We start from the raw sequence: 26,491 nt of genomic DNA on the forward strand, positions 1-26,491 counted from the left end.
ATAACGTGATAAGATGGCTTATTTAAAGGGGGATAGGCCATGGAATGCAAGAAATGTAATTCAGTTCAGTATGTTAAGAATGGAATGGTCAGAGGGATCCAACGCTACCGCTGTAAAAGCTGCGGCTGCAACTTCACAAATACACCTAAGCGCGGAAAGCCAGAGGCCATGAAAGCCTTGGCAATCCTTTTATATACATTGGGAAATGCAAGCTTTGGAATGATCGGAAAGGTTCTTAAAGTCAGTAATGTCGCTGTTTTGAAGTGGATTCGAAAAGAGGCAAAATCATTGGAAAGGCCTGCCGTTCCATCTGACCTTAAGCTCGTTCAAATCGACGAGATGTGGCATTACGTGAATGGAAAAAAAACAAAATTTGGATCTGGAAAGCCTTTGACCCTGTGTCAGGGCGAGTTATCTCCTGGACTTTGGGTCGCCGTGATGATCGAACAGCCAAAAGCTTAATCGACGAAATCGGCACGAGGGATCTCACTTTCATCACGGACGATTGGGAGGGATTTCATCGTCTAATTCCTGAACATCAACTTTTTACTGGCAAGGATTTAACCTACCCAATCGAGCAGGATAACAGCAACACACGTCATTATCTCGCGCGCTTTCGAAGGCGCTCCAAGGTCACGTCTCGAAGCCATGAAATGGTAGATCTTTCCTTACTTCTTCTTTACCATCTCTCCAATCCTGAAGTCTTCAAAAAATATCTGGACTCTTTCTTATCTATCTTTAGTTAAGAGTCTCTAAATATTTAAAGCAAAACGGTCCCCTGAAAGAAAAAAAAAGCAACGCAAAAGCTAGAACAATTTCAAAAATGTCAACGTATGTAAATAAAATCATCGTAGAATCTTTTAAAAATTGTGGTATTTTTCAACCCTATATTTTAAATGAAATGAAATGGGACCTTAAAATTCCTCAAGAAATAGCAGAGCGTTTAAAAATAAATAACACAAATAAAAAATATAAACTTAATCCTCAAGATCAGAATGTGGGAGTGTACCTTCTGCCTCAGCCTCATCTACCCATAAATCAAGAGGAAGAAAAAGAGGATTTTGACTATGGTGAAGATTTAGATCTAAAGAATTTAGATCATTTTGAGAAAAATTTTGAGAAAAATTTAAATGTCTATAATCCATTAATTATCCAGCAAAAGTTCCTATTCCAACAGCATCATCAAGGCGCTTTTCCTCCTCCTCAGCAGTACCAACAGCCGCAGTACCAACAACCGCAGTATCAACCACAGCCGCAGTACCAACCACAGCCGCAGCAACCGCATGATGTAAAAAATCAAGATGACCCCAATCCAACATGGTTGTATGACGCTCAGGCGTGCAAAAATGCAACGGACGATGAGAAAAAAGTTTATGATGAAATTCTAGGCAAGCTAAATGAGCAAAACCTCTTACCTGAAGAAAATAAACGTGCAAAAAATACAATTCTTCGATTTAAAATTCTCCATGAGAACAATAAATCCATTTGTGAAGAAATAAAATATTCTATAGATAAAAAAAACTACTCAGAAAAATTTAGGGTTGATCCAAGAAAATACGACATCGTCCTTCATCCAGAGACGTACGAATCCTCTTTAGAACAACGTGCTCGGAACTTTTTCGCTACACTGTCAACGACATATGAAAAAGTGAAAGATAATCCAGAGGCATTAACATCCTTTTTTAAAGATGCTTTTTCAGACACACAAGTATGTCTTGAGGCTCAATCAAGAGCTATATGGGATTGGTCCGAAAAATTCTTCAAAAATAATGAAACCCTCACAGTTAATGAGCGTATTATCCTCAAGTCTCAAAGCCTTTTAGAGGAAGCAAAGAAAAATACAAAGCCTGGCAAGGAATTAGAAAGAGCTCTTAACGCATTGAAACCTTTAGAAGCGTTAATCAAAGACTCTCTAGATCGTCTTGAAAAAGACAAATCATATATTCAACGGGTTTTAATCCATTTGAATGCAAACAAGAATACAATTTTATCTCATATTGATAAAAACAAAAAAGAGATTGAACATTTATTAAATTCCGACAATAGCAATAGTATTTATTCAGAGATTTACAGGAAAATAAAGGAGGATCTTTTAGGCAAAAAGGCCTCTAATGGAGATATTACAGAAGATGCAATTCAGGACGTCTGGAAAGATCAATTATGCTGGCCTTTGAGTGAGGACAAACAAGATAAAATCTAATCTTCTGACTTTTTTTTACAGGGGATGATTTTCTTGGGAAAAAAACAATTTATCATTTTCATGAGGGGGGGGCGCCTGTCGCCCCCGACTATGAAATTAGCCTCTCCTCATACATTAAATCGGAAATGGAAGACGTCACCGTCTTTGGTAGTATAGTTCTTCCCCTCTTGACGGAGTTTCCCTTGAGCACGGGCACCGGCCTCGCCTTGGCAAGCGGCATAATCTTCAAAGGCAATGGTTTCCGCACAAATAAAGCCCCGCTCAAAATCGGAGTGTATGACGCCTGCCGCCTCAGGCGCTCTAGCGCCTTGGTGGACGGTCCAGGCTCGCGCCTCTTTGGGACCTACGGTAAAAAATGTAATGAGATGCAGAAGATTGTGGCCTGAACGAATCACGCGGTTGAGCCCCGTTTCCTCAAGCCCTAAGCTTTTGAGAAAATCAATCTTGTCCTCCTCGGATTCAAGGGTTGAGACTTCGGCCTCAATGGCTGCTGAAATAATCACCGTATGGGCCCCTTCGGTTTCGGCATAGGCCTCGACTTTTTTGGTAAAATCATTGCCGGAGACAGCTTCGCCTTCGCTCACATTACAGACATAAAGAACGGGTTTGGAAGTGAGGAGTTGAAGGCGCTTAAAGGCCTCTTTTTCATCTTCCTTCACCTCAAGAAGACGCGCCGGTTTTCCCGCATTCAAAAGGTCCAGTGCCCCCTTCATGAGCGAAAGCTCAAGGGTTGCCTCTTCATCCTTGCCGCGGACTTTTTTCTCAAGGGCGGGAATGCGTTTTTCAAGGCTCTCAAGGTCTGAGAGCATCAGTTCGGTTTCAATAATCGCAATATCACGCAAAGGATCAATGGTACCTTCCACATGGGTGATGTCAGAATCTTGAAAACACCGCACCACATGGATAATTGCGTCCACTTCGCGGATATGCCCCAAAAATTGATTTCCCAAACCTTCGCCTTGACTGGCGCCTTTGACAAGCCCTGCAATATCCACAAAGGCCATTTGAGTGGGGATAATTTTCTCGGACTTTGCAATTTTGGCAAGGGTCTCAAGACGTGGATCAGGCACGGCCACACGCCCCACATTGGGCTCAATGGTGCAGAAAGGATAGTTTGCCGCCTCTGCAGATTGCGTCGCCGTAAGCGCATTAAAAAGCGTTGATTTTCCCACGTTGGGAAGGCCTACGATGCCGCATTGAAAACCCATTTTATTCTCCTTGACCTAACGTGTGATAAACCCGTGATATAAACTGTTCTGGATGTGTATAAAGAAGATGTGCCTCATCCGCAATGGTAGAGAGAAGTGGTCCCAAATCCATCATTTCTTTTTTAGAAAAGGGATGAAGAACGTAATCGCTCACCATATCCTTATGCCCTGGATGGCCAATCCCTAAACGAATACGCCAATAGTTTTTGCCAATATGACTGTCCAAACTCTTGAGCCCATTGTGACCACCATGCCCACCACCTTGCTTCATTTTAATTTTTCCAGGTGCCAAATCGAGATCATCATGAAAGACAAAAATTTTCTCGGTTGGAATTTTATAAAATTGAGAAATCCGGCCAACAGGGCTACCAGAAAGATTCATATAGCTGAGGGGCTTAAAAATAAGAACTTTTTGCCCATCAATGAACCCTTCGGAAAGAAGCCCCCCCTCTTTAGACTTAGGGGCAGAAAATCCATAACTGGACATCATTTCGTCAACACACAAAAACCCGACATTGTGCCGGGTTTTCGCATATTGAGAACCGGGATTGCCAAGGCCAACGAAAAGAGGTGTGGACATGGGATCCCAGCTTTCAGTTTAGGCTTCGGCTGATCCTTCAGCCGCAGTCTCGTCATCTTGTTTCATAATGGTTGGCGCCACGATGTTGGCCAACGTATCATCACGATCAGGGTGAGCTGCAACAGCGCCTGCGGGAAGTTTGATATCTTTTAATTGAATGGATCCATGAATCTCAAGGCCTGCAAGATCAATGTCGATGTGATCTGGAATGTGATCCATATCGCAAAGCACTTCGAGATTATGAATGACGATGTTCAAAACACCCCCGCGCTTGATTCCAGGAGATTTGTCATCATTAATGAAGTGGAGTGGAACCGCAACTGTGAGTTTGGAGTCTTTTGAAACGCGCAAGAAATCAACGTGCAAAGGACGGTCTGAAACCGGATGGAATTGAACGGCACGCGCAAGAGCCCGTTCTTTCTTCTTGCCAGCGTTGATTTCGAAAATAGTTGTGTAGAATGAAGCTTGATGAAGCTCTTTGTTGAATTGGATTTCATCAATCACAAAGTGCATTGGCTTTTCTTCACCACCGTAAAGAACAGCTGGGATCTGGCCTGCATTGCGAGCAGCCCGGGACGCCCCTTTACCAATATTTTCGCGGACATCCGCCTTTAAAGCAATATGACTTGACATTTTCGTCTCCTATTAAATGGTTTCCGCACTTCTATACACTAGTCAAACAAAAAAGACACGGATTTTTCGCAGTGAATACGATTTATGGCCTCACCTAAGAAGGAGGCCAAAGGGATTTCCCTGATTTTAGAGCAGTTTTTTACAGTTTCTGTGGCCAAAATACTATCGGTGATAATGATCTCTTTGATGGATCCGCATTGGATTCGATCCACCGCTTCCCCTGAAAAAACGCCATGGGTCACATAAGCACTCACAGAGTGAGCTCCCTCCTCAATCAAGGCTTCCGCTGCATTGCAAAGTGTTCCTGCAGAATCTGCGATGTCATCGATTAAAATGCAATTGCGACCTTTGACTTCACCAATAATATTCATGACTTCGGAAATGCCGGGTTTTTCGCGGCGTTTGTCCACAATCGCAAGACCACATTCCAGACGCTTGGCCAAGGCGCGGGCACGCACAACACCACCTACGTCTGGGGAGACAATGAGGGGATCTTCAATGGTGTGATGATCTTTGATGTCTTTTGCAAAAAGAGGAATTGAGAAAAGATTATCCACCGGGATATTAAAAAATCCTTGGATTTGGCCTGCATGAAGATCAAGCGTCAAAACACGATTGGCCCCGGCAACAGTAATCAGATCAGCCACAAGTTTGGCCGAAATGGGTGTGCGGGGACCGGATTTTCGATCCTGGCGGGCATATCCAAAATAAGGAAGGCATGCGGTAATGCGCCGTGCAGATCCTCGCTTTAAGGCATCGATTGTGACCAAAAGCTCCATCAAATTGTCATTGGCGGGCTTGGAGGTGGATTGGATAATAAAAACATCCTCACCGCGAACATTTTCTAAAATTTCGACAAAGACCTCATTGTCGGAAAATTTGCGAATGGTCGCCTCTGCCAGCGGCACCTTTAAAAACTGAGAGATGCCTTGCGCGAGAGGAAGATTGCTATTGCCGGCGATGAGTTTCATGGAGCTGACTTCTTAATCCTAATATGGCCGCACGATAACAAAGGGAGGCGTAAGTTGTAAATGAAAAATAACGACTCATTTTTATGGTGACTTTTTCTTGACGTCACATCCACTTTGGATTAGACAGAGGACATTGTGGCGGATGTAGCTCAGTTGGTTAGAGCGCCAGTTTGTGGTACTGGATGTCGTGGGTTCGATTCCCATCATTCGCCCCATTTTTTCTTAAAATACTTCACCATGATGTCTTCTCTTTTGGGTTTCAAGATTTTTTGTTAAACTGCCCTTTAGGAAGGACACAGCTCATGAGTTATGACTATAATAATATTTTTGCGCGCATTTTAAGGCACGAGGTTCCAGCAAAAATCATCTATGAAGATGATTATGCGTTGGCATTTCACGATATCAATCCCCAAGCCCCTCTCCATGTTTTGGTTATTCCCAAAGGAAATTATATTTCATTTTATGACTTTTCACAGAATGCCTCCTTTGAGGAAACGAAGGGCTTTTATGGGGCCGTTAAAAACGTCATAGATCAGCTGGAAATTCATGATGATGGATTCCGCGTCCTGACAAATAACGGTGTCAACGGGGGACAAGAAGTGCCTCACTTTCATCTGCATATTTTTGCGGGGAGACCTTTGGGAAGGATGATCCAATCTCCATGACGCAAAACTTAAAAACAGCAGGATGGCGCGAATGGGCGAGTTTGCCAGATTTGGGAGTAGGACGCATTAAAGCCAAGCTTGATACAGGTGCACGCACCTCAGCCCTTCATGTTTTTAACACGGAAGTTTATGAAAAAAACAATCGGGAATGGGTGAGGTTTGAAATTCATCCCATCCAAGAAAATGATGCTTTGATTTGCGAGAGCTGCTCTGTACCCATCCTTGATAAACGCACGGTCACAAGCTCTACGGGTCATAGTGAGCATCGCATTATTATCGAAACCACCATTCAAATGGGGAAAGATCTTTGGCCCATTGAAGTCAGTTTGGCCAATCGCGATCAAATGGGCTTTCGATTTTTAATTGGAAGAACGGCCCTTGCCAATCGCATCCTTGTGGATCCCTCAAATTCTTATCTGATTAGCGATACGCGCCGCCATCGCCGTAAGAACCGCAAGAAGGATGAACCCTTGGAGCTTTCTAGTCAGATGTAAATGCAGAATCTTACTTTTTATTTTTTGTGATCCCTATGCTTTTTCTCACTCGTACAGGGAGATTGATGACCACAAGTACATGTTAAAATAGCATTCGCTTTAATATTTTGATACGTACCACTACAAACAGTTTGCCCATTTGTATAGCCATACGGATAACCAGTACTCTGATTAAAAGACTCATCAAGGCTTACACTTAACTGAGCACCATCAAATGACGTATCGTAAAACGTGACCCCCTCCCCTATAACAATACCTAATTTGCAATCCGTTGTAGTTCCGCATGTTACAGGATCCAGATAGACATTAAAATTCTCAGCATAGACATGAGGAGCTGCCAATACACTCAGAAAAAATGATATCACTTGAGCAAGTTTCATAAGCCAAACCTTTTTTGTAAAATTTTATTACTTGACAAAATAGTACGCTGAAAATGTGATATTATCAAATTGAAAAAAGCAATGCGCTTGGTCTTCAAGAATCGATTGCATTTGAAGGGTGGGGTCAGTATGATCGAACTCATGAAAATAAAAGAACTTTCAATTTTGATTATGCCTTTGGCACTAACAGGATGTATTGCAGGAACCGTTATTTCAGGCGAACATAGGCTTTTGCGCGAGGATTTTCCAGATGTACGCACTGTTCCCACACGTGCTGAAGCCACCAAAGCCCGCTCTTATCATGGTTCGGATGAAAAAGGAGAGCGCACAGCTGATTTTAAAGAGCTCGAGCAAGAACGCACTAAGCAACAGGCGCGAGATCAAGAACTCAGATCCCTTGAAGTTGAACTTCCTCCCATCCCCGAAATCCCACCTCTCGATCTTGAGGAGCTGGATGAGACGCTGCCATGACGCTCCCCATTGAAGAGCGGAATTTGGCCTTAGAAGCAGTGCGTGTCACTGAGGCTGCTGCTATGGCCGCGTCTAAACTCATGGGACGCGGAGACGAAAAAGAAGCCGATCAAGTCGCTGTGGATGCCATGCGAAAGGCACTCAATGCCCTTTATATCAAGGGAACTGTTGTGATCGGTGAGGGAGAGCGTGATGAAGCCCCCATGCTTTACATTGGGGAAAAAGTTGGACGTGGAGAAGGTCCAGAGGTCGATATTGCTCTCGATCCCCTCGAAGGCACAACCATTACAGCCAACGGCGGCCCCAATGCGTTGAGCGTGATTGCTTTTGCGGGGCGAGGTGGTTTCTTGCATGCACCGGATGTTTATATGAACAAGATCGCAGTGGGTCCTGATCTTCCTTTAGACGTTGTTCATATTGATGCCACAATTGAGGAAAATCTCCAAAATTTAGGCAAAGCGAAATCCAAAAGTATTACAGATCTTGTCGTCTGTATTCTCGATCGTCCGCGTCATGCCGAATTAATTGCCCGTGTCCGTGCGATGGGCGCCCGTATTCTTCTTATTCCCGATGGGGATGTTTCCGGCGTAATTGCAACAGCACTCCCTGATTCGGGCGTTGATATTTATGTAGGAAGTGGCGGCGCACCGGAAGGTGTTTTGGCCGCAGCGGCACTGAGATCTACCGGGGGGTTTATGCAAGGTCGCCTCGTTTTCCGAAATGATGACGAAATTTCCCGTGCGCGTAAAATTGGAATTCAGGATTTAAATCGGGTTTATGGACTTCTCGATCTTGCCTCAGGAGACGTGATGTTTGCCGCCACGGGCGTAACCGATGGCGCCTTTTTAAAAGGTGTCAAAAATTACGCGAATGGTCATCTTACAACACAATCGATTGTTATGCGGTCAAAAACGGGAACCATCCGCACCATACACGCTCAGCATAATTTGAATGTAAAAGCCTCTCGCTGAAAAAAAACTAAAATTAACACTTTTAACATCTTCTCTTAACGGGACCTTTAACAATTTTTGGTAGGCTAAAATTAAGGCGAGTAAAACCCTTGGAGGCCCCGATGAAAAATCCCAAAAAGCGCATTAAAGTTGCCCCCATTGAAACGAGTCTTTTATATCTCGTCATGGTCCTTTTGCCCCTTATTCTTTTGGTGATTGCTATGCTCAGCTCTTCCTTAAGAGCTGAGTGGAATCTGAGAGAAAATTTCAACCGACATCAAATCCCTTCTCATCAAGGCTGGAAAGAACTCACGTCAGACAAACAGTAAAGGCACCAGAACAAAATTTATACAAAAAATTCCTTGCAATCCCAATTGAATAGCCCATAATTTTTTTTATTAATTGAGTATGGGTTTTTGAGTTATGTCAGCAGGTTTTGATCTGAGGTATTTATTAACGGTCCCTGCCGCCATTGTTGGCGTGAGTTCGGGGGGAAATTATTACTCAGAAAAAAATCAATTTCCAAGCCCACCCACAAACATTGAGCATGACAGCACGCTCTTGTTTAGAATAAAAACTATCCCTACAAAAACAGAAGAAAACCCTCTAGTTCGACTTCAAAAACAAGCCGAGTCTCACTCTAGTTTGACCTCACTTGAGGTTCTATTGTATCAAGTCCCTTTAGGCCCCGACACAAAATATGTGTCCAATTTAAAGGGCGGTTTTAATAATGGCTTTGGAGACGTCCATCCTCTAAAAAATGTTTCTGAGAAGAAGAAAAGAGAGACCGAAAGAAACATTCATTCATTGAATTTAAACAGGGATGAACGCCTTGATGAGAAACGAGAGCCCTCTCAAACAGAAGGTGCAGGTAAACCCGAAGAAGAAATGCATTCTGAAGCAAGTACAGAGCGGGATGCAAAAAAAGACCGATCTGATGAACATTCAGCTGGACTCGGAACTTATCCAAAAATCATAAAAACTCTTCCTGAAATTCATTTTTTGGACACCTTTTCTCCCGTATTGAGTTCTTCTTCAGATGCTCCGATAGCAAACCATCGTGAAGTGCGAATTGAACCACCAATTGAACTACCGCCTCCCCCTTCTTTATCTGGAAACAAACAGAAAAATATACATGGACCTTTTGCCAGAAAACGAAGCCTAACTTCTCCTCCTAAGTTCATTTCAGGGGAACACACTTTTACCGAGACCTTTTCAGCGGAACTAACCCCAACTCAGGGTATTAAAAACTATGCACACACAACAAGGGCGCGAAGTGAAAGTGTTCCCAACCTTTATAAGAACTTTTTAGAAAAAGAAAGTTTTGTAAAATTTATCTCTCTCCAACTCCCAGAAGAGGTCTCCTTGCAAACTTCTTTTGCGGAAGAAAATCCTTTCGAAAATTTAGATACGAGTCTTTTTGAAGGAGCAGTTTCGGGAACAAATGGTCCTAATAATGCTACAGTGACAACATCCTCTAACATGGTTACGCCCCATGCAGCCTTGCCTTCTGCTGGCCTAATAACAATTTCTAATACTGGCGTTACACCAAATGCTCTTAACAGTAGTACAACGACTTTGGTATCGAATTCTGGAAATGCAACTACGTTACCGTCTTCTAACGCGCCTTCGAACGGAACTACTTCTCTAACACTCCAAGATGACAATCCTTTGGAAGCCTTCGACGATAACTTATTTGCCGCACCAAAACCTCCACGTAATTTGAGGCCAAGACCAGTTCCTCTCAATGTAACCTCTTCTAATTCTAATACTGTTACCACAATAACTACTCTTAACGGTGCGACAACGACTTTGGTATCAAACCACAGCAATGCAACTACGTTACCATCTTCTAACCCACCTTCGAACGTGGTTTCCGCACAAGAAGAAAATCCTTTCGAAAATTTAGATACGAGTCTTTTTGATGAAATAGACGCATTTACGCCAACCCTAATTTCAGCTCCTGTGATCACCACCCCATTTTCTACGCCACCCCTTCTTACAAAAAAGAATTCTTTTAAAATTAAAAAAAGAGTAAACGTTACATTTCTCAAGAACCCTAAAAAACAAATAGCCCCCTTTAAATTTAAAAAAACTACCTTCACCTACTCTCTGGAGCATAGCAACGGCTTCAGATGTACCACAGGCTCTCAGCACGTCCTATTTTATATCTTCACCGCTCATCCATTCAAATCAAATTTCACTGGACACTCTCAATCTGCCACCCTTGCAACTATCTGATCTTATTAGCTTTCAAGAGGGCGAAGAGCCTTCCTCCCCTCTTCTAAAAACAGATACTTTTCCTTCTTTTGAAGAGAAGGAGGCTGAAAAAAGACCAAAAACACCCCAAATAGAATCGTTTGATTTTAGTAGCCTTGAAAAAATAAAAGATGTGCTTGAGCAAACTTTAAAAAATGGACGTTTACGTCTTAAAACATATGCAAATGATGTGCTCTTAAAAGAGTTAAAAGATCATGTAACTCGGCACCAAAACGATATAATTCAGACCATTGAAAAAACGAAGAAAATTGCCGAAAATAAATTAAAGACTTTAAAATCAAAAAAATTAGATGAGATTTTACAAGGAATTGAAAACCAAATCGAAAACACAAAAAATGGAATTATTTTTTGTCTAAACTCACTTGCAACAACCATTCGAAAGGAAATTGATAATTATCCTGAAGCTATTAAGAGCTTAATGAGTACATATGAACTTTTTAAACCTGAATTCACTTCTGAGACAAAATTTCTATCTGAAAAACGTGAATTGAATAAGCAAATTAATCTAATAAAATTAGATATTGAAAATTTGTCGTTGAAATATGAACACGCAAAATGTTTATTCATTGAAAAAAAAGAGGAAATAACGACAAATATTACCTATAAAATCAGGGAAATTTCAGAAAAAATACACTCGTTATTGACCCCGTTCATTGCTTCAAAAGATGAGATTTCTGATTTTATCGGATTGAGCCTTAAAGAAAAAAAAGAACACTGGGCCGAGATAACGCCATCTATTTTTAAGAATCTTTCTCAATACTCAGGATTAAAACCTGAGGAAATTGAAATTCGCTTTAAACCGATTAGCGACCTAGTATTTTCTTTAAGTAAGGAACGATCAGATTTGCTTACGGAAGAGAATTCTGCTTTTATAGAACTCGAAAACAATGAGGAAACATTTTTCAATTTAATTGACAATCAAATTGAAACAAAAGCAGCGGAAGGAAAAAACCTTTTAAACCAGCTTACTTGTCTCGAAGAAAAAATAAAACGCAACCAAGAAAATATAATAGAAGCAGATCGTCTTGATGAAGAAATGAATCATAAATTGAATGACTTAGAAAAACTTAACAATAAGAGAATAGCGAATTTAAAGCGCATTAAGTCTCTTTTTAATGCTCATGAATTGCTTCCTTCATTTTTTCAAAATGATCAATTCATTCTTTCTCTTCTTTCTGGTTCGGATCACGAAAGATTCAAAACTGATATAAAAACACTCTTTGAAAAATCTAGGGAATGGGAACTTAAATCTGAGGAGTGTAAAGAATGGAGAAAATCAATTGAATCAGTAAATGAAAGAATACTGACAGTCGATATTGAGCTTGCCGATGCACAAAATAAACTCTCACTTTCAAATGAACATTATCAAAAAATAAAAAACAATCTCAAAACGAAAAAAGAAAATGAAAGAGGATTCATCAAAAAACTAGAAACTATATTAAGCAATATATCAGATACCGTTTCCTTAAAGCATGATGAAAATTTCACCCTTGCCATCAATGAAGCTGTCCAGTCTCTTGAAGATGTGCTCCCATCTCTTAAAGCAGATTTAGTGACCCTTGAAAATGTGTATAACCAAGACCGTGAAGATAACAAAAAGTTACAACAGAAACTGCCTTTATCTTCCCAACGACGCGTCGATCCAATTGAAATCCTCTCTTATTAATGTCAAAAAAAAAGGCCCCTCAAAAGGAGCCTTTTTAATGCGATGATCAAAGAATCTTATACAGATCCTTCACGTTCAGCACGTTTACGTGCGAGCTTACGTGTTCTACGGACGGCTTCAGCCGCTTGACGTGCACGTTTGACCGAAGGCTTCTCGTAATGGCGGCGAAGCTTCATCTCGCGGAAAACACCCTCACGTTGAAGTTTCTTCTTGAGAACGCGCAACGCTTGATCGACGTTATTATCACGAACGACAACTTGCATATCTTTACACCTCCTTCCCACATGGCTAGAATTAAGATTAGGAGCGCACTATACGTGCCCTTTCTTCAAAAGGAAAGAAAAAATCATGGGTGACACACCTTTTTACGATCGCAACGTTCTTAAAGTCGAAATTTTAGAAAAAGCCTTGTCTCACGTATCTTTTTTAGGATGGAAAGATCCTCTTATTCTTGAGTCACTTCAAGATATGAACCAAGATCCGTCCTGGAGCTGGCGCCTTTTCCCTGAAGGCGTCCGCGATCTTCTTGAATTTTGGAGCAACTCCCTTGATCAAGAGATGCTGAAAATTTTAAATAAGGAAGGCACATCGCACCTTAAAATTCGTGAGAAAATTACATTGGCTGTGAAAACGCGCCTGATACTTTTGGAGTCTCACAAGGATGCAGCGCGCCAGGCCTTTTATTATTTTTCCAAGCCGCAACAAATCCCCTTGGCGTTGCGACTTTCTGCCAAGACCGTAGATGAAATTTGGTATTGGGCCGGGGACAAATCAACAGATTATAATTATTACACCAAGCGCCTGCTTCTAGGGGGCGTTTATTCCTCAACTCTCTTCTATTGGTTGAAAGACGAAAGTCCTGATCATCAAAAGACGTGGGACTTTCTTGAAAGGCGTATTAACACTGTGCTTGAATTACCCAAGCTTCCTCAAAAAGCTCAGGCATGCACAAAAGACCTTGCACATCGGCTGAGGGAAGTGGTTGGAGCCTTACGGCCGTGATTACTTTTTTAAGTACACACTGCCGAAAAAAGTCTACATTGATTTTTGGTAAAAATGAGAGTATGAAGGAGATTGTCTTTCAAATCATAGTGTTGGTTCATAAATGACTCAAATGAAAAATTATATTCCTGCAGCTTTGGCCATTTTAGGAATTTCTCTTTCTCCTATTTTTGTCAAATTGAGCGAAGTAGGTGTGATATCAACAGGATTCTTCAGATTTTTCCTGGCGCTCCCTTTTTTGTGGGGATGGATGATTCATGAGCAATCCGGCGCCAAAGTTGAACATCTGCCAAGAAGCATTAAAGATTACATCTCTCTTTTCTTGTCGGGCACGTTTTTGGGACTTGATATTATTTTTTGGCATTGGTCCTTGAACAATACGCATATTGCCAATTCCATGCTTTTGAACAATCTCACAGCCATTTTGGTGGCACTCTATGCGTGGCTTATTTGGAAGGAAAAAATCACAGCTTTTACTGTTTTGGGAATATTCGTGGCAAGCCTTGGCGCCATCATTTTGGTAACCGATGGAGGGTTAATAACTGCTCTTTAAAACCTATCTAAACTTGTATATAGTTATCCAATTATGGATAAGTTATTGAGTATCAGAGAAGCCAGTCGTATTCTTGGAGTGTCAAATGGCACATTAAGGCGATGGGAAAAAGAGAGTCGCCTTGTTCCCGAAAGAACAGCGGGAGGACAAAGACGTTATCCTTTATCTGCCTTGCGCCCTCATCTTGTTCGCACTGAAAAGATAGATAGAAAAACGCTTTGCTATGCTCGTGTTTCCAGTCACGATCAACGGCAGGATTTGGAAAGACAAAAACAAGTCCTTGAGATGTATTGTGCAGCTCAAGGTTGGAAGTTTGAGACCATTGCGGATCTTGGCAGTGGTATGAATTACAACAAAAAGGGTCTGAAGATCCTGATTAGTGCCATTTTAGACAGAGAAGCAGGTCGATTGGTTTTAACCCATAAAGACAGGCTGTTAAGATTTGGAGCAGAATTAATCTTTTCCATTTGTGAGATGAATCAGGTAGAAGTTGTGATTATCAATCAAGGGAAAGAACCCTCTTTTGAAGAGGAACTCGCCAAAGATGTGTTGGAAATTATCACTGTTTTTTCGGCCAGATTGTATGGTGCGAGAAGTAAAAAGAACAAGAAATTATTGGAAGGTCTGAAAGAAGCCTACGATGCTGTTAGTTCATAAAGTAGAATTGAAGCCAAATAATAAGCAGGCGACTTATTTTAGAAAAGCCTGCGGTGTTGCACGCTTTGCTTATAATTGGGCTTTAGATCAATGGAAGAAACAATACCAGAATGGTGAGAAGCCTACAGAAATAAGCCTGCGTAAACTTCTCAATGCTTGTAAGGCGGAAGAATATCCTTGGATGCAAGAGGTCACTAAAAATGCCCCTCAACAAGCCATCAAAAATTTAGGATCAGCTTTTAACCGCTTTTTCCGCAAACAGGGAGGATATCCCAAGTTTAAAAAGAAAGGAATCAGGGATAGCTTTAGAGCGGACAATGGTCCGCCCCAAAAAGGAGAGTCTGCCATTCGTGTGACAGGTAAAAAGATTCAAATTCCTTGTTTGGGATGGGTCAAAATAACAGAGAATTTGAGATTTCAAGGACAAATAAAATCCTTGACGATCTCAAGAGTTGCAGACCGATGGTTTGCATCCATCAGTGTTGAAATAGACAAACTGCCTCATGTACGCAAGAACCAAGGTATTGTGGGTGTGGATTTGGGTATTACAAAACTGGCAACTTTATCCAATGGCATGGTTGTTGAGGGAGCAAAGGCACATACCGCTTTGCTGAAGAAGTTAAAACGATCTTCTCGACAGCTATCTCGTAAAGATAAAAAGAGTATGAATTTTAAAAAGCATACTCAAAAACTGGCACGTCTTCACGCCCGAATCGCTAATATCAGACGTGATTATCTCCATAAGGCAACAACCGATATTGTCCTGAATCATCATGAAATTGGCATTGAAAACCTAAATGTCAAAGGTATGTCAGCGAACAGAAAATTAGCTCGACATATTTTAGATCAGTCTTTTTATGAATTCAGGCGTCAATTGGAATATAAGGCAGGTCTCTATAATGCTCAAATTTTTGTTGCTGATCGGTTCTTTCCGTCAAGCAAGCTCTGCCATAGCTGCGGATGTGTTTATGCGGATTTAAAGTTGTCGGAGAGACATTGGACGTGTCCACATTGCAACCAATCTCATGACAGAGATGTGAATGCAGCCCTTAATTTACAACGTTTATGTACGGGCAGCTCGCCCGAAACTTATGCCTGTGGAGTGGGAAGCTCTGGCTCATTTGCTCGTCAAATAAGTGAAACTACCTGCGTTGAATCAGGAATACAACACCATGCGTAACTTTAGTAAAATATGGTTAGGTTTGGATAAGTTTGTAAGAGCGGCATATCAATTTTGAAAATACAAAAGGAGACCTTCAGGCACTTATGTCTGCGGTGTTTTATTCTGCTTATTTATTGAGCGTGAAAAAGCTGCGCGATCGTTTTTCCGCCGTCACCATTTTGGCTTGGGGCGGAATGGCCAGCGTTTATGTCTTGGCGATTTTTGCCTTCACAACGGAAACACAAATTGTACCGCAGAGTTTTTACGGCTGGGCCATTTTAATCTCTCTCGCTTTGGTCGGTCAAATTTTGGGCCAGGGAATGCTGAGCTATGCCATGCGTTATTTTTCCGCTCCCTTTTCTGCAATCATGATCACATTTGTGCCCGTAATTTCGACATTGCTCGCCTGGGCCATTTTTGGGGAAAGTCTCACATTCTGGAAAATGCTCGGTGGCATCGTGATTCTTTCAGGAATTATCATCACAAAACTAAGTGAAATTAAAACCAACACCAAGCTGGAAGACACGATCGAGAACTAAGAGAGTGAGACCGTTGGAAAAGGTATTAAAAAGTTAAATAATTAGCGTGTGCTCCAAAAGCGCCTCTCTCACGAGGGGAATGGTAATGCCACGTTTTTTCCGAAGGGCTTCAGCATTGATATATTCAAGACTTGCCCAAAGCCCCTGATAACTACGGGGAAGATGATGAAAAAGATAATTCAAAACATCTACAGACAAGGGGATTTGTTGGTCTAAGGCGTACTTTTTAATCAACCCACGCATCAAATGATCATCGGGTTCTTGAATGCCCACAGCTATGAGTGCGTTCAATCGAGATTGTAAATCCGGCAATGTGAGTCCCCACTCCCTCGGCGGAGTTTGACTCAATAATAATAAGGACCCATCACCCTGGCGTGTCGCATTTAAAAAATGAAAAAGGGCTTCTTCATCTTTAACGTATTCTGCATTATCAAGGATGAAGTGGTTTTGTGATTTTGTCAGAATCACCTCAAGAGTCTCAACCGTAATTTCCTCAGGCCTCAAAAGACGGGCATTGGATTTCCAAATGGAGGCCAGATGTGATTTCCCAGAACCTTGACTGCCATAAATCAAGAGTGTACGGGAGGGCCATTCAGGCCATTTCCCAAGCCAAGAGAGGGCTTCTTCATTGGATGATGACACAATGAAATCCCCCATTTCAAAAGAGGGATGAAGAGTGAGGGGAAGGAGAAATTGGTGAGGATTCATAAGGTTTTTTCTGATGCCTTCTTCGACTTTACGGTCGTAAGTCCCTTATAAAGGAGGCTGGTTTTGTATTCTTGAATAGAAAAACGCACAACAACCCCTAAGGCTGCAGCCATGGGCAGGGCAATCAAAACACCGATGAATCCATAAAGAACGCCGCCTGCCAAAATGGCAAAAATAACCCAAACAGGATGAAGGCCGACCCGATCACCCACGAAGCGTGGAATAAGAAGATATCCTTCCAAAATTTGACCCACTAAAAAGATTCCAGCAACCAGCCCAATGGAGGACCAATCGTTGAACTGAGAAAAGGCAATCCCCAAACTCAAAACAAAACCGATGAAGGCTCCGACATAAGGAATAAAGGCCACACAACCAATGATGGTTCCCACCATGACACTGAAATCCAGCCCTGCAATGGAGAGCATCGTTGCGTAATAAACACCGAGCGTGAGGCAAACAAGGCCTTGTCCACGGGCATATCCCCCGATAGTTTCATCGATCTCATTCAAGAGATTTCGAATCTTGGGGGCATTTTGAAGTGGCAAAAGAGAATCAATTGCTCCCGACATTTTGTTCCAATCCCGCAAAAAATAAAACGAAACGATGGGTGTGATTACGATCAAAGAAATGAGATTGGCAAGGGCTAAACCACTGGTGAGTACGCTTACAATGGCGCGAAGCAACCATCTGACGATATCCATTAAATACTCACTGGCAGTTGATTGGAGTCGTTCAAGATCTGTGGGCTTAATGTAAATGGCCAGATCATCAATAATGGGCTTAAGGAATGTCATCAAACGGTTTCCATATGTGGGTAATTTTGAAACCAAGAAAGTGAGTTCTGTCTGCAAAAACGGAATTGCCATAAAAAGAAGAGTCGCCAGAAAGACAAAAAAGGCCCCCACCAAAAGAAGAGCCCCCAAACCACGGTTGATTTTATAGAATTCTAATTTTGAAATGAGAGGACTTAAGGCATAGGCCACGATAAAACTTGTGATAAATGGCAGAAGAATTGGACGAATCTCATAAATAAATAGAGAAAATGCACCTATAATCCCGATCCAAAGCCATTTATTCCGAGCACGATCTGAAAGCATCATTTAGACATCCTCACGGGTTAAAATCTCAAGTCCCACTTTAACGTAACTGGCACCAGAAATCAGCGTCGTAATTCCAACCGTCCACGCGATCATTTCCCCCAGAATTGGTATACCGATTATAGCAGGAAGTGGAGAAAGAACATAAACAATATAAAGAAGCTGGATCGTCGTATTGATTTTTGAGATTAAAAAAGGCTCCATTTTAAAAGTCTTTGAAAGCAGCCCCAGCAAAATTATACCCCCAATAATAATGGTGTCTCTGAAAATTACTAAAATCACAACCCAAAGAGGAATAAGGTGTTCATTCCCCAATGCCGCATAAACGCCTACGAGTAAGGCTTTGTCAGCAATAGGATCAAGATAAGCCCCAAGGGTTGTTCGTTCCTTTAAAATACGCGCCAAAAACCCATCCAAGGCATCCGAAATGCTGGCGATGAGGAAAATGATAAACGCTAAAGATTGCTCATGAAGTAAAATAAGCCAGACAATAACGGGAACGGATAACAGTCGGGCCAAGGTGATGAAATTGGGCAGGTTCACGAAATATCCTTAAATTTACTGAAACACAATCGGAAGATTATGATCTTGGGCCCCGGCCTGAATTTTCTCAAGAGGGAGCGTTGTATAAATTGTCAAAAGTGCCCCTTGATGGGTCATTTGCTGGAGGGTAATATTTCGAGTATGACAAATTTTTTGAAGTAATCCTGTTTTATTCTTTAAATCCTGAAGTCCAGTAATGGGTATAAAAACAGTAACTTTTCCCTCTGTTGCCCCCAAAGGATCAAGAGTTTGAGACAATAGATTTGCAGGCGCCGAAGTTGCTGAGATCCAAGCATTTGTAGGCGCGGGGTCAAATTGAAAACTTAAAGAGGCCGTATAACTAACAGACGTATTTTTTTCCTGATCAATAGAAAAATCAGCCACCATACTCATGAGCGACTCAAGAGGAGGAACATCTGCACGGGTAGCCTGGCCAAGATCACCCATATTACTGATGAGTTTTTGATATGCCAAAGCATACCCCTGATTAATGGCATCTTCCCGGGCTTTGGCAGCCGAATCCGCCGTAGCTGAGACTTTAATGCCCGTCACAAAATATGAATCCCCTTGTGCGCTCAAATCATACGCAATGAAGAGGGCCAAAACTATCAATAACAACACTTTTTTCATGGATGATCCTCAGAATTTTCTACTTTATAAGATTTACTCTATCCTGGCTTTTAAAAAATTTCCAGAGAATCCCAAAATTTGTCCCCACTTCTGTAACTCTATTCTCCAATCAACGCCGGATTGACTTTTGAACGGCGGTATCAATACACTCCAAATCTAAAATGGGATTTCCATCTTTATCTTTAGGGCCTGGATCCCTAATAGTGACCTGAGCCTTTACACAATTTTTACCTAAATTCACTTCTTTATTCTGTTGCGCATCGTTATAGTCATCAACATATAAAACCCATTTAGACGGCCTTAAAAATTCCGCAGAACACATTCCAAAACTCGTTTTATAAAAAGGAGAAGTTAACTTTGTTTGAGGTTTAAAATCCATCCAGCCTGAGCTCAATGGGCACGATCCAATCAAAGTTTGCACGCTTATATTTATTGTCTTTTTTGTCTGATTATCAGCATAAAATGCTAAATCAGCACACGCTGAAAACGACGAAAACGTTATGGCTAAAAATAAAAAATGCTTCAACATGCTGGATCTCCCTAAATTATAGGCATACACTTTTTATACCACGCTTCTGGTTAACAATTTATAAAGACTGCCACACATTTCATCGCCACCATTCGGGGTGGTTTGCGGCGTTCCCCAACATTAATTCCGTCATAGCCCAAACAAGGGCATCCATGCGATCGGGGGATTTTTTTGTTGATTGAGGGAGATATCCTATCAGCTGTGCCTCAAGGGTCGGAAATACTTTGGCGTGAAGGATTTTACCTCGCTCGTAAAGGGCTGCTATGGGTTCAGCCCGGATGGCTTTTCCGCGGGTTGCCCTTACCGCTTTAAAGCTCACCCGGGAGTCTTGGGCGCGAAGCATATCTTCAACCATATCACCTCCTTGATTGACTTCTGCCACAATGCGGTCGGCTTGAAAGCGATCATAGGCAGCAATGGCCACTTGAATCCATTGGCTGGGACTTCCCTTCATTGAAAGATCTTCCAAAACCACCCCCCTGCCCTCTTGATCGAGTCCTGCCACAATGATTCCCGTCTCATCACTTCTCGACTTTGAGGTCACGGCCGGATCCAGAGCGACCACAATACGGGTAAAAGGCAGACTTGGGGATGCGTCATGCGCACCTTGAATCATCTCTTGTCGCCACAAGGCACCCCGTTCATTTTCCAAAAGCTCCGCATAAAGCTCTTGAAGACCCAGACGCGTCTCCGAGTAACACGCCTGCATTTCCTCAAGAAACCCTGTCGCTAAATGGGCTTCATTCTCAAACGTAGATCCGCGTGTCACATGCACCGCGGGGCTTGCTATAAGTGTTTTTAAAAGTTTTAAAGGCCTTGGTGTTGTTGTGATAATGGCACGAGGGTTGTCGCCCAAGCGGAGCCCCATCATGAGCTGATTCCAAGTTTTTTCTGGATTTTTAAACTTTGCCAATTCATCGACCCACGCAGCATCAAACTGAGGTCCCCGTAGTTGACAAGGAGTGTCCCCACTAAAGGTTTGGGCAACGCTCCCATTGGGCCACGTCAAAAGGCGCTTTGACGATTCATAATGAGGCCTTTCCCAACTGGGATAAACGGAAAAAAGTCCTGAGGATCCTTCGATCATGACATGTCTCACGTCATGAGCGGTTTCACCCACCAGCGCAATGCGCTTGGCTTTCCCCTCTTGAACCCAGCGCTTTAAAGTCTCCGCCCCCGTTCTGGTTTTTCCAAATCCACGACCAGCTAAAATCAACCACGTTCGCCAAAGACCTTTGGGAATACGCTGCGAGGGTCGCGCATGCCGTACCCAGTTAAATTTTTCTTGTACATTTTTCTTGAGAGTATGGTATTTGATAAACAAGTTTAGCAAAGACGATAATAGCGCAGTTTTTCTTAGGGTCATGTTCCACCTTCCTAAGACGCGCTGAGAGGATGAGCATCTCATAAAAATGATCAAAATGCAAGGAAAGAGCCTCAAATGGGCAATTAAGACTTGACGAAATCCAATAAAAACAGCATCTGAAAGGTAATTTTTTCTTAAAGGAGTTTTTTTAATGACACAATCTCATTCACAATCTCATTCTTTAATGGCGGGTAAACGCGGTTTAATTATGGGGGTCGCCAACGACCACTCTTTGGCCTGGGCCATCGCCAGGTACGCAGCCGCTCACGGTGCAGATTTGGCTTTTACCTATCAAGGCGATGTCTTGAAAAAGCGCGTCGCCCCTTTGGCGGAATCTGTGGGTTCTTCAATTCTTATTCCTTGTGACGTTGCGGACGAAAATGGAATTGCAGAAACTTTTCAAGAACTTCGTAAAACGTGGGATGAAATCGACTTCGTCGTTCATGCCATTGGATATTCGGATAAAGAAGAGCTCAAAGGCAAATACATTGACGTAAGCCGCAAGAATTTTAATATGGCTATGGATATTTCTTGCTATTCCTTCACGGAAATCGCCCGGGAAGCCACTAAAATGATGCGCGACGGCGGAAGTCTTTTAACTCTGACCTATTATGGCGCTGAAAAAGTCATGCCCCATTATAATGTTATGGGCCTTGCCAAAGCCGCCCTTGAAGCTAGCGTAAAATATCTCGCCGTTGATTTGGGTGATCGCAATATCCGCGTGAATGCCATTTCTGCAGGGCCGATGAAAACGTTGGCAGCCTCAGGCATTGGAGATTTCCGTTATATCCTCAAGTGGAATCAATACAACTCACCTTTAAAGCGCAACATCACCTCTGAAGATGTGGGTGGCGCAGGGCTTTATCTTTTGAGCGATCTTTCCAGTGGTGTTACCGGTGAAATCCACTATGTGGATTGTGGCTACAATGTGGTGGGAATGAAGGCTATTGATGCTCCGGACATTGCATTGGTATAGTTCGCCATCCTCGAAAAATGAAGCAATCTAAGGCGTTAAAGCACACGCCATAATTCCATTTACAAAAAACAGTTAACACAGCAAAAACATGACACCCCTGCAGACGCGGGGGTGATTCCAAATTCAAAGAAAAAACAAGAATTCAATTCAAGTGATTTAAATTCTTTCCGAACTGCATCCACAATACAAAATAATATAAATACAAATCACATTTATTTCTCAATTTTTCAAAAACTTAAAATAAAAAATCATTTTTTATGAAATTATTTATTGATCTTTTTAATTGCAATCATTACATATTTTTCAGAAAATACTACAATAAGTATTTTATAATATTTTATTTAAAGGATGTTAATCATGTTGTTTTCAAAACCCGCCCTACTTTTAACCACTGCGCTTATTGCAGTTTCCATGGCTTATTCTCTCTCCGCGACAAATGATAGTGATAAGAATATTGTAAATTCTAGTCCCTCCAAAAAACGAAAAATCCAAGAGATTCAAGATGACTCCTCAGGGGGAAGTTCGTCAGAGGAAAATACATTTAAGAAAAAGAAAAGTAATGAAAATTTGGAGGCGCAGATACACACAGTATGGAATGCATCGTCTCAAACATTTAAAAATATCATAAAATATTCAGATACTTATGATGCTAATCATACCCTTCAAGGTGCGTTACAGAAATTACCTGATCTTGGAAAAATGAAGAATTCTAAGTCTTGGTACGATTGTTTTAATCTTGCTGTTAAAAATCCAACCAAGATCAATCTCAAAAACAAAGATGATCTTTGGAAGTCATTCTTTTTCAAAAACATGAAGAGCATTAAAGTCTCTCTCGAGGAAGGATTTTCTCATTATGTCGCTTTAAAAGATTACAAAGAATGTCTGGGAGTTTATGAAAATATAATTACACACTATAATCGTATTCGTTTTTTCTCTTCCGAACAGAATGCAATTCAAGTTCTTTCTAAAGTTTTAGAAGGCTCAAAAATGATGGACCAAAAATGGGGTGAAGTTAAGTTTTATGAGTTGATTACGCATGAAATGGAAACGCTTCCAAAGTTTGAGGATCATAGGAAAGCAGCTCCGTCTTTGGAGGCTATGAGCTCCATTAAAGATGAACTTGAAAATAAATCTAAGAAAGTTAAAGAAGATTTTAAAAAGAAGACCCCTTTCTTTTTGGATACTGATGAAATTCCACATATCGACAACGCCCTTGATAGTTGGAGAACAAAATAACATACATTTCTGATGCGAAGGCTGGGAACAGCCTTCGCACAGTCTTAAACCCGCTCATGAGCTGCGCCCAGGGGCGTGAAGTGCCGCGCGGAATGCGCAAGAAGCATCATACAGGGAACTGAAGCCAAGGCTGTGAAGAGGTAAAACTGGGACCAGCTCATTTGATCTGCAAGCCATCCCGCCGCAATCGAAAGTACGATCCGCGCTAAAGATCCAAACGAGGATAAAAGCGCAAAATGGGTAGCCGTATTGGGTGCGCTGCACATACTTGAAAGATAGGCAATATAGGCTGCAGCCCCAAGACCACAAGTAAAATTCTCAACCCCAATTGTAATCGTCAAAACACCTAAATTATAGCCCACAAGGGCTTGCACCAGAAACATAAGACTTGAGAGAATTTGAAGAGCTGCACAAAGAATAAGGCTTGCAAAAATTCCAAAACGCGTCAGAAAAAATCCCCCTAAAAATCCACCAAAAATCATCGCGCTGATTCCAAAAAGCTTGGCAACATTGGCAATCTCAAGGGTACTATATCCAATTTCAATGAGAAACGGGGTGCTCATCACATTAAGAACGGTGTCTCCCACTTTGTAGAAGAAGATAAAAGCCAGAACCACACGCCAATCGTACGTTTGGATGAGTTCCCGCAAGGGTGGCCAAAATGTGGACTTGAGCCAATTGAAAAAACGGGCAGAAATATCAGAAGATGAAATTTCTTTTTTAAGCTTAGGATGAGGAGAGGCGCTTGCCACCATAATGCGCGTGCGTGGCGCAAAAAAAACAGTAATCATACCTAAGACAACAAAGAATGCCATTATATTGTAAACATCCGACCACGAGAGAAATGTCGACAAGTAAAGAGCTCCATAGCCTGAAATTAACATACCAATACGATATCCCAAGTATGTGGATGAGGCCGCAACGCCGTACTGATCCTCGTCTATAATTTCGATACGATAAGCTTCGACCACAATGTCTTGGCATGCTGATGAAAGGGCAACCAAAAAAGCCATAAGCGCCGTTAATAAAAGATTTTCATGGGGAGATGTGCTCCCCAGACCAATAAGTGCCAAAACCAAAAATATCTGCGCCATAAGCGCCCAACTGCGTCGTTTTCCCAATAAATTTGCCAAAATGGGCAGGTTCCATCGATCGACAAGAGGCCCCCAGAGAAACTTAAAGGTGTAAGGAATAGTCACGACCACAAACATGCCGATGGCCGTTTTCGAGACGCCCGATTGCGTCAACCAAAAGCTAAGGGTTGAAAGCGTCAATAAAAACGGCAAGCCACTTGAAATTCCTAAGAAAAAAATCGCAAGAATGCGGCGGTCGAGTAAATTCCAGAGGTCGCGGGTTTTAAGGATCATATCATCCATAAAATCAATCAATAAACTTCAGTAAGTCTATACACCCTCTTTGCTGATTTCAAGAAAATGCTTACTTTCTCGTTGTCCCACGAGAGACATCGTGTAATTATTCAGAAAAAATAACATCAAGAGAGACCACAATGTCAAAATTTGCACAATTTTTGATCGGAATATTGTGTTTGGGACTCTTCTCACACACCGTTATTGCGGGACATGAAAAAGATGAAAAGACGGTATGGACAAGTGCAACAATCCCACATCGTGAAGGCAAAGAGGCTCAAGGGCTCGTTGTAATTTTTCATGGGTATAGCGCAAGTGGAAAGGATATCATTCCCTTGGCAAGCTCATGGCAAAAAGAGTTTCCATACCTTGATTTTATAGCTCCCAATGGTGTTGATCCTTATGAAGGACAAGGATCTGATCACTATCAGTGGTTTTCTCTCAAAAATATTAACCTCCAAAAAATTCAGGAAAAAGAAATTCCCATTCTTGCAGAAAGACTGGAGAAATTGCGTCCGAGCGTGATGTCCTTTTTGGACAACGAACTTCAAAAACGAAATCTGACACGAGTTACGCAGTTTGCAGGAGAAGAGAGAAGAGATAAGGTGAGAGGGAATATTTATTAAATGAGAAGAAATGATGTCTCGACACAAATGCACAAAATCACTTTATCGTTCATTTTTACAAGCCAGCAGTGTGCGCTATTCAGGGTTGGCACTTTCGGAGGTGTCACCGATTCCATTGTCGCATGACAGCGTCAATCGATGGTTGAGTTCTAGTGCATTGCGTCCGAGCGGAGTGTGGAATCTTACTCAATCTCTTATTAACAAGAAAGAACCTTGTTTTTTAGTATGTGACGATACAATTTTGGATAAAAATCGGAGCGAGAAGATAGAGCTTGTGCATTATCAGTATTCTGGGAATGCCCATGATGTTATTGCGGGGATAGGTCTTGTCAATTTGGTATGGCATGGCCTGAGGAGTCATGACTCTATTCCTGTTGATTATCGTATTTATGATAAAGCCAGCGATGGCAAAAGCAAGAATGACCATTTCAGGGAAATGTTAAAGCTGGCTCAAGACAGAGGGATAAATCCGGATGACGTGGTTGCAGACGCTTGGTACTCGAGCTTGAATAATCTGAAGGCCATTGAATCCATAGGCTGGACATGGGTGATGGGGTTGAAGAAAAACAGGAAAGTGAATCGTGGAGAAACTCTTGAAAAGCTGGACATTCCAGATGAAGGACTGAAAGTTCACTTACGCGGATATGGATGGATTACTGTTTTCCGGTTTGTTGCCAAAAACGGTCGCACGGATTATATCGGAACCAATAGGGATAATCCCTCTCGTGATCATATTGAACTGGTCATGAAATCGCGTTGGAAAATCGAAGTTTATCATCGGGAATTAAAGCAAACATGCGGTCTTGAACGCTGTCAGTCTCGCACGGGACGAGCCCAAAGAAATCATATATTTCTTGCCATTTCGGCTTGGATTCAAAGATTTAAAAGACGACTTGCTGGAGGCTTCTCTTTTTATCAGCAGCAGTGGGATGTTATTAAGCATGATATCTCTAGAGAAATAACAAAACTCATGTCTTTCGCTTAGATTCCCACCCTTTTGCT

32 protein-coding genes and 1 tRNA gene are annotated in these 26,491 nt (G+C 41.9%); 20 read left to right on the plus strand and 13 right to left on the minus strand.

The window, feature by feature from the left end:
• Positions 1-39 precede the first annotated feature (39 nt).
• From Bealeia2_RS05660 to Bealeia2_RS05665, 3 genes are all read left to right on the plus strand, one after another.
• Positions 40-462, plus strand: a complete 423-nt coding sequence (locus tag Bealeia2_RS05660) for an IS1/IS1595 family N-terminal zinc-binding domain-containing protein (protein WP_331255242.1) — start codon at positions 40-42, stop codon at positions 460-462.
• The gene (locus tag Bealeia2_RS10570; protein ID WP_414437814.1) at positions 399-746 is read left to right on the plus strand and encodes an IS1 family transposase; all 348 of its coding nucleotides are present in this window, start codon (positions 399-401) and stop codon (positions 744-746) included. The genes Bealeia2_RS05660 and Bealeia2_RS10570 overlap by 64 nt, the downstream gene beginning before the upstream one ends.
• 77 nt (positions 747-823) lie before the next feature.
• The gene (locus Bealeia2_RS05665) at positions 824-2,200 is read left to right on the plus strand and encodes a hypothetical protein (protein ID WP_331256139.1); all 1,377 of its coding nucleotides are present in this window, start codon (positions 824-826) and stop codon (positions 2,198-2,200) included.
• Positions 2,201-2,307: 107 nt separating this feature from the next.
• Here the strand turns inward: Bealeia2_RS05665 and ychF are convergent, their stop codons facing one another.
• From ychF to Bealeia2_RS05685, 4 genes are read right to left on the minus strand one after another with little or no spacing between them, the layout of a single operon-like run.
• On the minus strand, positions 2,308-3,408 hold the full coding sequence (gene ychF, locus Bealeia2_RS05670) for a redox-regulated ATPase YchF (protein ID WP_331256140.1): 1,101 nt from the start codon (positions 3,406-3,408) through the stop codon (positions 2,308-2,310).
• Position 3,409: 1 nt separating this feature from the next.
• Positions 3,410-3,988, minus strand: coding sequence for an aminoacyl-tRNA hydrolase (gene pth, locus Bealeia2_RS05675; RefSeq protein WP_331256141.1), 579 nt, complete (start codon positions 3,986-3,988; stop codon positions 3,410-3,412).
• An 18-nt stretch (positions 3,989-4,006) separates the two neighbouring features.
• On the minus strand, positions 4,007-4,621 hold the full coding sequence (locus tag Bealeia2_RS05680) for a 50S ribosomal protein L25/general stress protein Ctc (protein ID WP_331256142.1): 615 nt from the start codon (positions 4,619-4,621) through the stop codon (positions 4,007-4,009).
• Positions 4,622-4,659: 38 nt separating this feature from the next.
• Positions 4,660-5,592: a ribose-phosphate pyrophosphokinase gene (locus tag Bealeia2_RS05685; RefSeq protein WP_331256143.1), complete on the minus strand. Its 933-nt coding sequence runs from the start codon at positions 5,590-5,592 to the stop codon at positions 4,660-4,662.
• 138 nt (positions 5,593-5,730) lie between these two features.
• Between Bealeia2_RS05685 and Bealeia2_RS05690 the strand changes: the two genes are divergently transcribed.
• The 3 genes from Bealeia2_RS05690 (at position 5,731) to Bealeia2_RS05700 (ending at position 6,751) form a co-directional block, all read left to right on the plus strand.
• Positions 5,731-5,807, plus strand: a tRNA-His gene (locus Bealeia2_RS05690).
• A gap of 87 nt (positions 5,808-5,894) precedes the next feature.
• On the plus strand, positions 5,895-6,257 hold the full coding sequence (locus tag Bealeia2_RS05695) for an HIT domain-containing protein (protein WP_331256144.1): 363 nt from the start codon (positions 5,895-5,897) through the stop codon (positions 6,255-6,257).
• The gene (locus Bealeia2_RS05700; protein WP_331256145.1) at positions 6,254-6,751 is read left to right on the plus strand and encodes an ATP-dependent zinc protease family protein; all 498 of its coding nucleotides are present in this window, start codon (positions 6,254-6,256) and stop codon (positions 6,749-6,751) included. Before Bealeia2_RS05695 ends, Bealeia2_RS05700 begins: the two co-directional genes overlap by 4 nt.
• A 17-nt stretch (positions 6,752-6,768) precedes the next feature.
• Here the strand turns inward: Bealeia2_RS05700 and Bealeia2_RS05705 are convergent, their stop codons facing one another.
• Positions 6,769-7,116, minus strand: coding sequence for a hypothetical protein (locus tag Bealeia2_RS05705; RefSeq protein WP_331256146.1), 348 nt, complete (start codon positions 7,114-7,116; stop codon positions 6,769-6,771).
• Positions 7,117-7,200: 84 nt separating this feature from the next.
• On the opposite strand from Bealeia2_RS05705, the gene Bealeia2_RS05710 reads away from it, so the two are divergent.
• The 5 genes from Bealeia2_RS05710 to Bealeia2_RS05730 all read left to right on the plus strand — a co-directional run bounded on the left by Bealeia2_RS05710 (position 7,201) and on the right by Bealeia2_RS05730 (position 12,498).
• Complete coding sequence (locus tag Bealeia2_RS05710; RefSeq protein ID WP_331256147.1) at positions 7,201-7,602, plus strand: hypothetical protein; 402 nt, start codon at positions 7,201-7,203, stop codon at positions 7,600-7,602.
• Positions 7,599-8,573: a class II fructose-bisphosphatase gene (gene glpX / locus Bealeia2_RS05715; RefSeq protein ID WP_331256148.1), complete on the plus strand. Its 975-nt coding sequence runs from the start codon at positions 7,599-7,601 to the stop codon at positions 8,571-8,573. Before Bealeia2_RS05710 ends, glpX begins: the two co-directional genes overlap by 4 nt.
• Before the next feature lie 101 nt (positions 8,574-8,674).
• Entirely contained in the window at positions 8,675-8,881 is a 207-nt protein-coding gene (locus tag Bealeia2_RS05720) for a hypothetical protein (protein WP_331256149.1), read from the plus strand.
• Between the two features lie 94 nt (positions 8,882-8,975).
• Positions 8,976-10,793 carry a hypothetical protein gene (locus Bealeia2_RS05725; protein WP_331256150.1) on the plus strand — a complete coding sequence of 606 codons (1,818 nt, stop codon included), beginning with the start codon at positions 8,976-8,978 and terminating at the stop codon, positions 10,791-10,793.
• Entirely contained in the window at positions 10,780-12,498 is a 1,719-nt protein-coding gene (locus Bealeia2_RS05730) for a hypothetical protein (RefSeq protein WP_331256151.1), read from the plus strand. The genes Bealeia2_RS05725 and Bealeia2_RS05730 overlap by 14 nt, the downstream gene beginning before the upstream one ends.
• A 56-nt stretch (positions 12,499-12,554) precedes the next feature.
• Here the strand turns inward: Bealeia2_RS05730 and rpsU are convergent, their stop codons facing one another.
• A complete protein-coding gene (gene rpsU / locus Bealeia2_RS05735) occupies positions 12,555-12,761 on the minus strand; it encodes a 30S ribosomal protein S21 (protein WP_331256152.1) in 207 nt (68 codons plus the stop codon).
• Between the two features lie 85 nt (positions 12,762-12,846).
• On the opposite strand from rpsU, the gene Bealeia2_RS05740 reads away from it, so the two are divergent.
• The 5 genes from Bealeia2_RS05740 (at position 12,847) to Bealeia2_RS05760 (ending at position 16,411) form a co-directional block, all read left to right on the plus strand.
• Positions 12,847-13,500 carry a COQ9 family protein gene (locus Bealeia2_RS05740; RefSeq protein WP_331256153.1) on the plus strand — a complete coding sequence of 218 codons (654 nt, stop codon included), beginning with the start codon at positions 12,847-12,849 and terminating at the stop codon, positions 13,498-13,500.
• Positions 13,501-13,603: 103 nt separating this feature from the next.
• On the plus strand, positions 13,604-14,053 hold the full coding sequence (locus tag Bealeia2_RS05745) for an EamA family transporter (RefSeq protein ID WP_331256154.1): 450 nt from the start codon (positions 13,604-13,606) through the stop codon (positions 14,051-14,053).
• A gap of 33 nt (positions 14,054-14,086) precedes the next feature.
• Entirely contained in the window at positions 14,087-14,710 is a 624-nt protein-coding gene (locus Bealeia2_RS05750) for an IS607 family transposase (RefSeq protein WP_331255279.1), read from the plus strand.
• The gene (locus Bealeia2_RS05755; protein ID WP_331255280.1) at positions 14,694-15,890 is read left to right on the plus strand and encodes an RNA-guided endonuclease InsQ/TnpB family protein; all 1,197 of its coding nucleotides are present in this window, start codon (positions 14,694-14,696) and stop codon (positions 15,888-15,890) included. The genes Bealeia2_RS05750 and Bealeia2_RS05755 overlap by 17 nt, the downstream gene beginning before the upstream one ends.
• 47 nt (positions 15,891-15,937) lie before the next feature.
• Positions 15,938-16,411, plus strand: coding sequence for a DMT family transporter (locus tag Bealeia2_RS05760; protein WP_331256560.1), 474 nt, complete (start codon positions 15,938-15,940; stop codon positions 16,409-16,411).
• Between the two features lie 33 nt (positions 16,412-16,444).
• On the opposite strand, the gene Bealeia2_RS05765 is transcribed toward Bealeia2_RS05760, so the two are convergent.
• The 6 genes from Bealeia2_RS05765 to Bealeia2_RS05790 form a co-directional block, all read right to left on the minus strand.
• Positions 16,445-17,119, minus strand: a complete 675-nt coding sequence (locus Bealeia2_RS05765; RefSeq protein ID WP_331256155.1) for an HdaA/DnaA family protein — start codon at positions 17,117-17,119, stop codon at positions 16,445-16,447.
• Positions 17,116-18,219, minus strand: coding sequence for an AI-2E family transporter (locus Bealeia2_RS05770; protein ID WP_331256156.1), 1,104 nt, complete (start codon positions 18,217-18,219; stop codon positions 17,116-17,118). Before Bealeia2_RS05770 ends, Bealeia2_RS05765 begins: the two co-directional genes overlap by 4 nt.
• Entirely contained in the window at positions 18,220-18,759 is a 540-nt protein-coding gene (locus tag Bealeia2_RS05775) for a CDP-alcohol phosphatidyltransferase family protein (RefSeq protein WP_331256157.1), read from the minus strand.
• A 15-nt stretch (positions 18,760-18,774) separates the two neighbouring features.
• The gene (locus tag Bealeia2_RS05780; protein ID WP_331256158.1) at positions 18,775-19,389 is read right to left on the minus strand and encodes a hypothetical protein; all 615 of its coding nucleotides are present in this window, start codon (positions 19,387-19,389) and stop codon (positions 18,775-18,777) included.
• A 109-nt stretch (positions 19,390-19,498) separates the two neighbouring features.
• Positions 19,499-19,918, minus strand: coding sequence for a hypothetical protein (locus Bealeia2_RS05785; protein WP_331256159.1), 420 nt, complete (start codon positions 19,916-19,918; stop codon positions 19,499-19,501).
• Positions 19,919-19,997: 79 nt separating this feature from the next.
• Entirely contained in the window at positions 19,998-21,242 is a 1,245-nt protein-coding gene (locus tag Bealeia2_RS05790) for a DNA-packaging protein (RefSeq protein WP_331256160.1), read from the minus strand.
• A 193-nt stretch (positions 21,243-21,435) separates the two neighbouring features.
• On the opposite strand from Bealeia2_RS05790, the gene fabI reads away from it, so the two are divergent.
• Entirely contained in the window at positions 21,436-22,260 is an 825-nt protein-coding gene (gene fabI, locus Bealeia2_RS05795) for an enoyl-ACP reductase FabI (protein ID WP_331256161.1), read from the plus strand.
• Positions 22,261-22,617: 357 nt separating this feature from the next.
• Positions 22,618-23,496, plus strand: coding sequence for a hypothetical protein (locus Bealeia2_RS05800; protein WP_331256162.1), 879 nt, complete (start codon positions 22,618-22,620; stop codon positions 23,494-23,496).
• A 44-nt stretch (positions 23,497-23,540) separates the two neighbouring features.
• Here Bealeia2_RS05800 and Bealeia2_RS05805 read toward each other — a convergent pair whose 3' ends face one another.
• Entirely contained in the window at positions 23,541-24,872 is a 1,332-nt protein-coding gene (locus tag Bealeia2_RS05805) for an AmpG family muropeptide MFS transporter (RefSeq protein ID WP_331256163.1), read from the minus strand.
• A 131-nt stretch (positions 24,873-25,003) separates the two neighbouring features.
• On the opposite strand from Bealeia2_RS05805, the gene Bealeia2_RS05810 reads away from it, so the two are divergent.
• Both Bealeia2_RS05810 and Bealeia2_RS05815 read left to right on the plus strand, forming a co-directional pair.
• Positions 25,004-25,489: an alpha/beta hydrolase gene (locus tag Bealeia2_RS05810; RefSeq protein WP_331256164.1), complete on the plus strand. Its 486-nt coding sequence runs from the start codon at positions 25,004-25,006 to the stop codon at positions 25,487-25,489.
• A gap of 13 nt (positions 25,490-25,502) precedes the next feature.
• Positions 25,503-26,474: an IS701 family transposase gene (locus Bealeia2_RS05815; RefSeq protein WP_422388038.1), complete on the plus strand. Its 972-nt coding sequence runs from the start codon at positions 25,503-25,505 to the stop codon at positions 26,472-26,474.
• Positions 26,475-26,491: the final 17 nt, after the last annotated feature.

The sequence above is a fragment of the Candidatus Bealeia paramacronuclearis genome, assembly GCF_035607555.1.
Taxonomy (GTDB): Bacteria; Pseudomonadota; Alphaproteobacteria; order UBA9655; family UBA9655; genus Bealeia; species Bealeia paramacronuclearis.

Bases quoted from the DNA above. Each gene is read 5' to 3' on its own strand.
- Bealeia2_RS05765 (WP_331256155.1), bottom strand. From the start codon at position 17,119: ATGAATCCTCACCAATTTCTCCTTCCCCTCACTCTTCATCCCTCTTTT.
- pth (WP_331256141.1), bottom strand. From the start codon at position 3,988: ATGTCCACACCTCTTTTCGTTGGCCTTGGCAATCCCGGTTCTCAATAT.
- Bealeia2_RS05695 (WP_331256144.1), top strand. From the start codon at position 5,895: ATGAGTTATGACTATAATAATATTTTTGCGCGCATTTTAAGGCACGAG.
- Bealeia2_RS05805 (WP_331256163.1), bottom strand. From the start codon at position 24,872: ATGGATGATATGATCCTTAAAACCCGCGACCTCTGGAATTTACTCGAC.
- Bealeia2_RS05815 (WP_422388038.1), top strand. From the start codon at position 25,503: ATGTCTCGACACAAATGCACAAAATCACTTTATCGTTCATTTTTACAA.
- Bealeia2_RS05750 (WP_331255279.1), top strand. From the start codon at position 14,087: ATGGATAAGTTATTGAGTATCAGAGAAGCCAGTCGTATTCTTGGAGTG.
- rpsU (WP_331256152.1), bottom strand. From the start codon at position 12,761: ATGCAAGTTGTCGTTCGTGATAATAACGTCGATCAAGCGTTGCGCGTT.
- Bealeia2_RS05700 (WP_331256145.1), top strand. From the start codon at position 6,254: ATGACGCAAAACTTAAAAACAGCAGGATGGCGCGAATGGGCGAGTTTG.
- Bealeia2_RS05720 (WP_331256149.1), top strand. From the start codon at position 8,675: ATGAAAAATCCCAAAAAGCGCATTAAAGTTGCCCCCATTGAAACGAGT.
- Bealeia2_RS05785 (WP_331256159.1), bottom strand. From the start codon at position 19,918: ATGTTGAAGCATTTTTTATTTTTAGCCATAACGTTTTCGTCGTTTTCA.
- Bealeia2_RS05740 (WP_331256153.1), top strand. From the start codon at position 12,847: ATGGGTGACACACCTTTTTACGATCGCAACGTTCTTAAAGTCGAAATT.
- fabI (WP_331256161.1), top strand. From the start codon at position 21,436: ATGACACAATCTCATTCACAATCTCATTCTTTAATGGCGGGTAAACGC.
- Bealeia2_RS05685 (WP_331256143.1), bottom strand. From the start codon at position 5,592: ATGAAACTCATCGCCGGCAATAGCAATCTTCCTCTCGCGCAAGGCATC.
- Bealeia2_RS05660 (WP_331255242.1), top strand. From the start codon at position 40: ATGGAATGCAAGAAATGTAATTCAGTTCAGTATGTTAAGAATGGAATG.
- Bealeia2_RS05800 (WP_331256162.1), top strand. From the start codon at position 22,618: ATGTTGTTTTCAAAACCCGCCCTACTTTTAACCACTGCGCTTATTGCA.
- Bealeia2_RS05745 (WP_331256154.1), top strand. From the start codon at position 13,604: ATGACTCAAATGAAAAATTATATTCCTGCAGCTTTGGCCATTTTAGGA.
- Bealeia2_RS05665 (WP_331256139.1), top strand. From the start codon at position 824: ATGTCAACGTATGTAAATAAAATCATCGTAGAATCTTTTAAAAATTGT.
- ychF (WP_331256140.1), bottom strand. From the start codon at position 3,408: ATGGGTTTTCAATGCGGCATCGTAGGCCTTCCCAACGTGGGAAAATCA.
- Bealeia2_RS05810 (WP_331256164.1), top strand. From the start codon at position 25,004: ATGTCAAAATTTGCACAATTTTTGATCGGAATATTGTGTTTGGGACTC.
- Bealeia2_RS05755 (WP_331255280.1), top strand. From the start codon at position 14,694: ATGCTGTTAGTTCATAAAGTAGAATTGAAGCCAAATAATAAGCAGGCG.
- Bealeia2_RS05680 (WP_331256142.1), bottom strand. From the start codon at position 4,621: ATGTCAAGTCATATTGCTTTAAAGGCGGATGTCCGCGAAAATATTGGT.
- Bealeia2_RS05770 (WP_331256156.1), bottom strand. From the start codon at position 18,219: ATGATGCTTTCAGATCGTGCTCGGAATAAATGGCTTTGGATCGGGATT.
- Bealeia2_RS05780 (WP_331256158.1), bottom strand. From the start codon at position 19,389: ATGAAAAAAGTGTTGTTATTGATAGTTTTGGCCCTCTTCATTGCGTAT.
- glpX (WP_331256148.1), top strand. From the start codon at position 7,599: ATGACGCTCCCCATTGAAGAGCGGAATTTGGCCTTAGAAGCAGTGCGT.
- Bealeia2_RS05725 (WP_331256150.1), top strand. From the start codon at position 8,976: ATGTCAGCAGGTTTTGATCTGAGGTATTTATTAACGGTCCCTGCCGCC.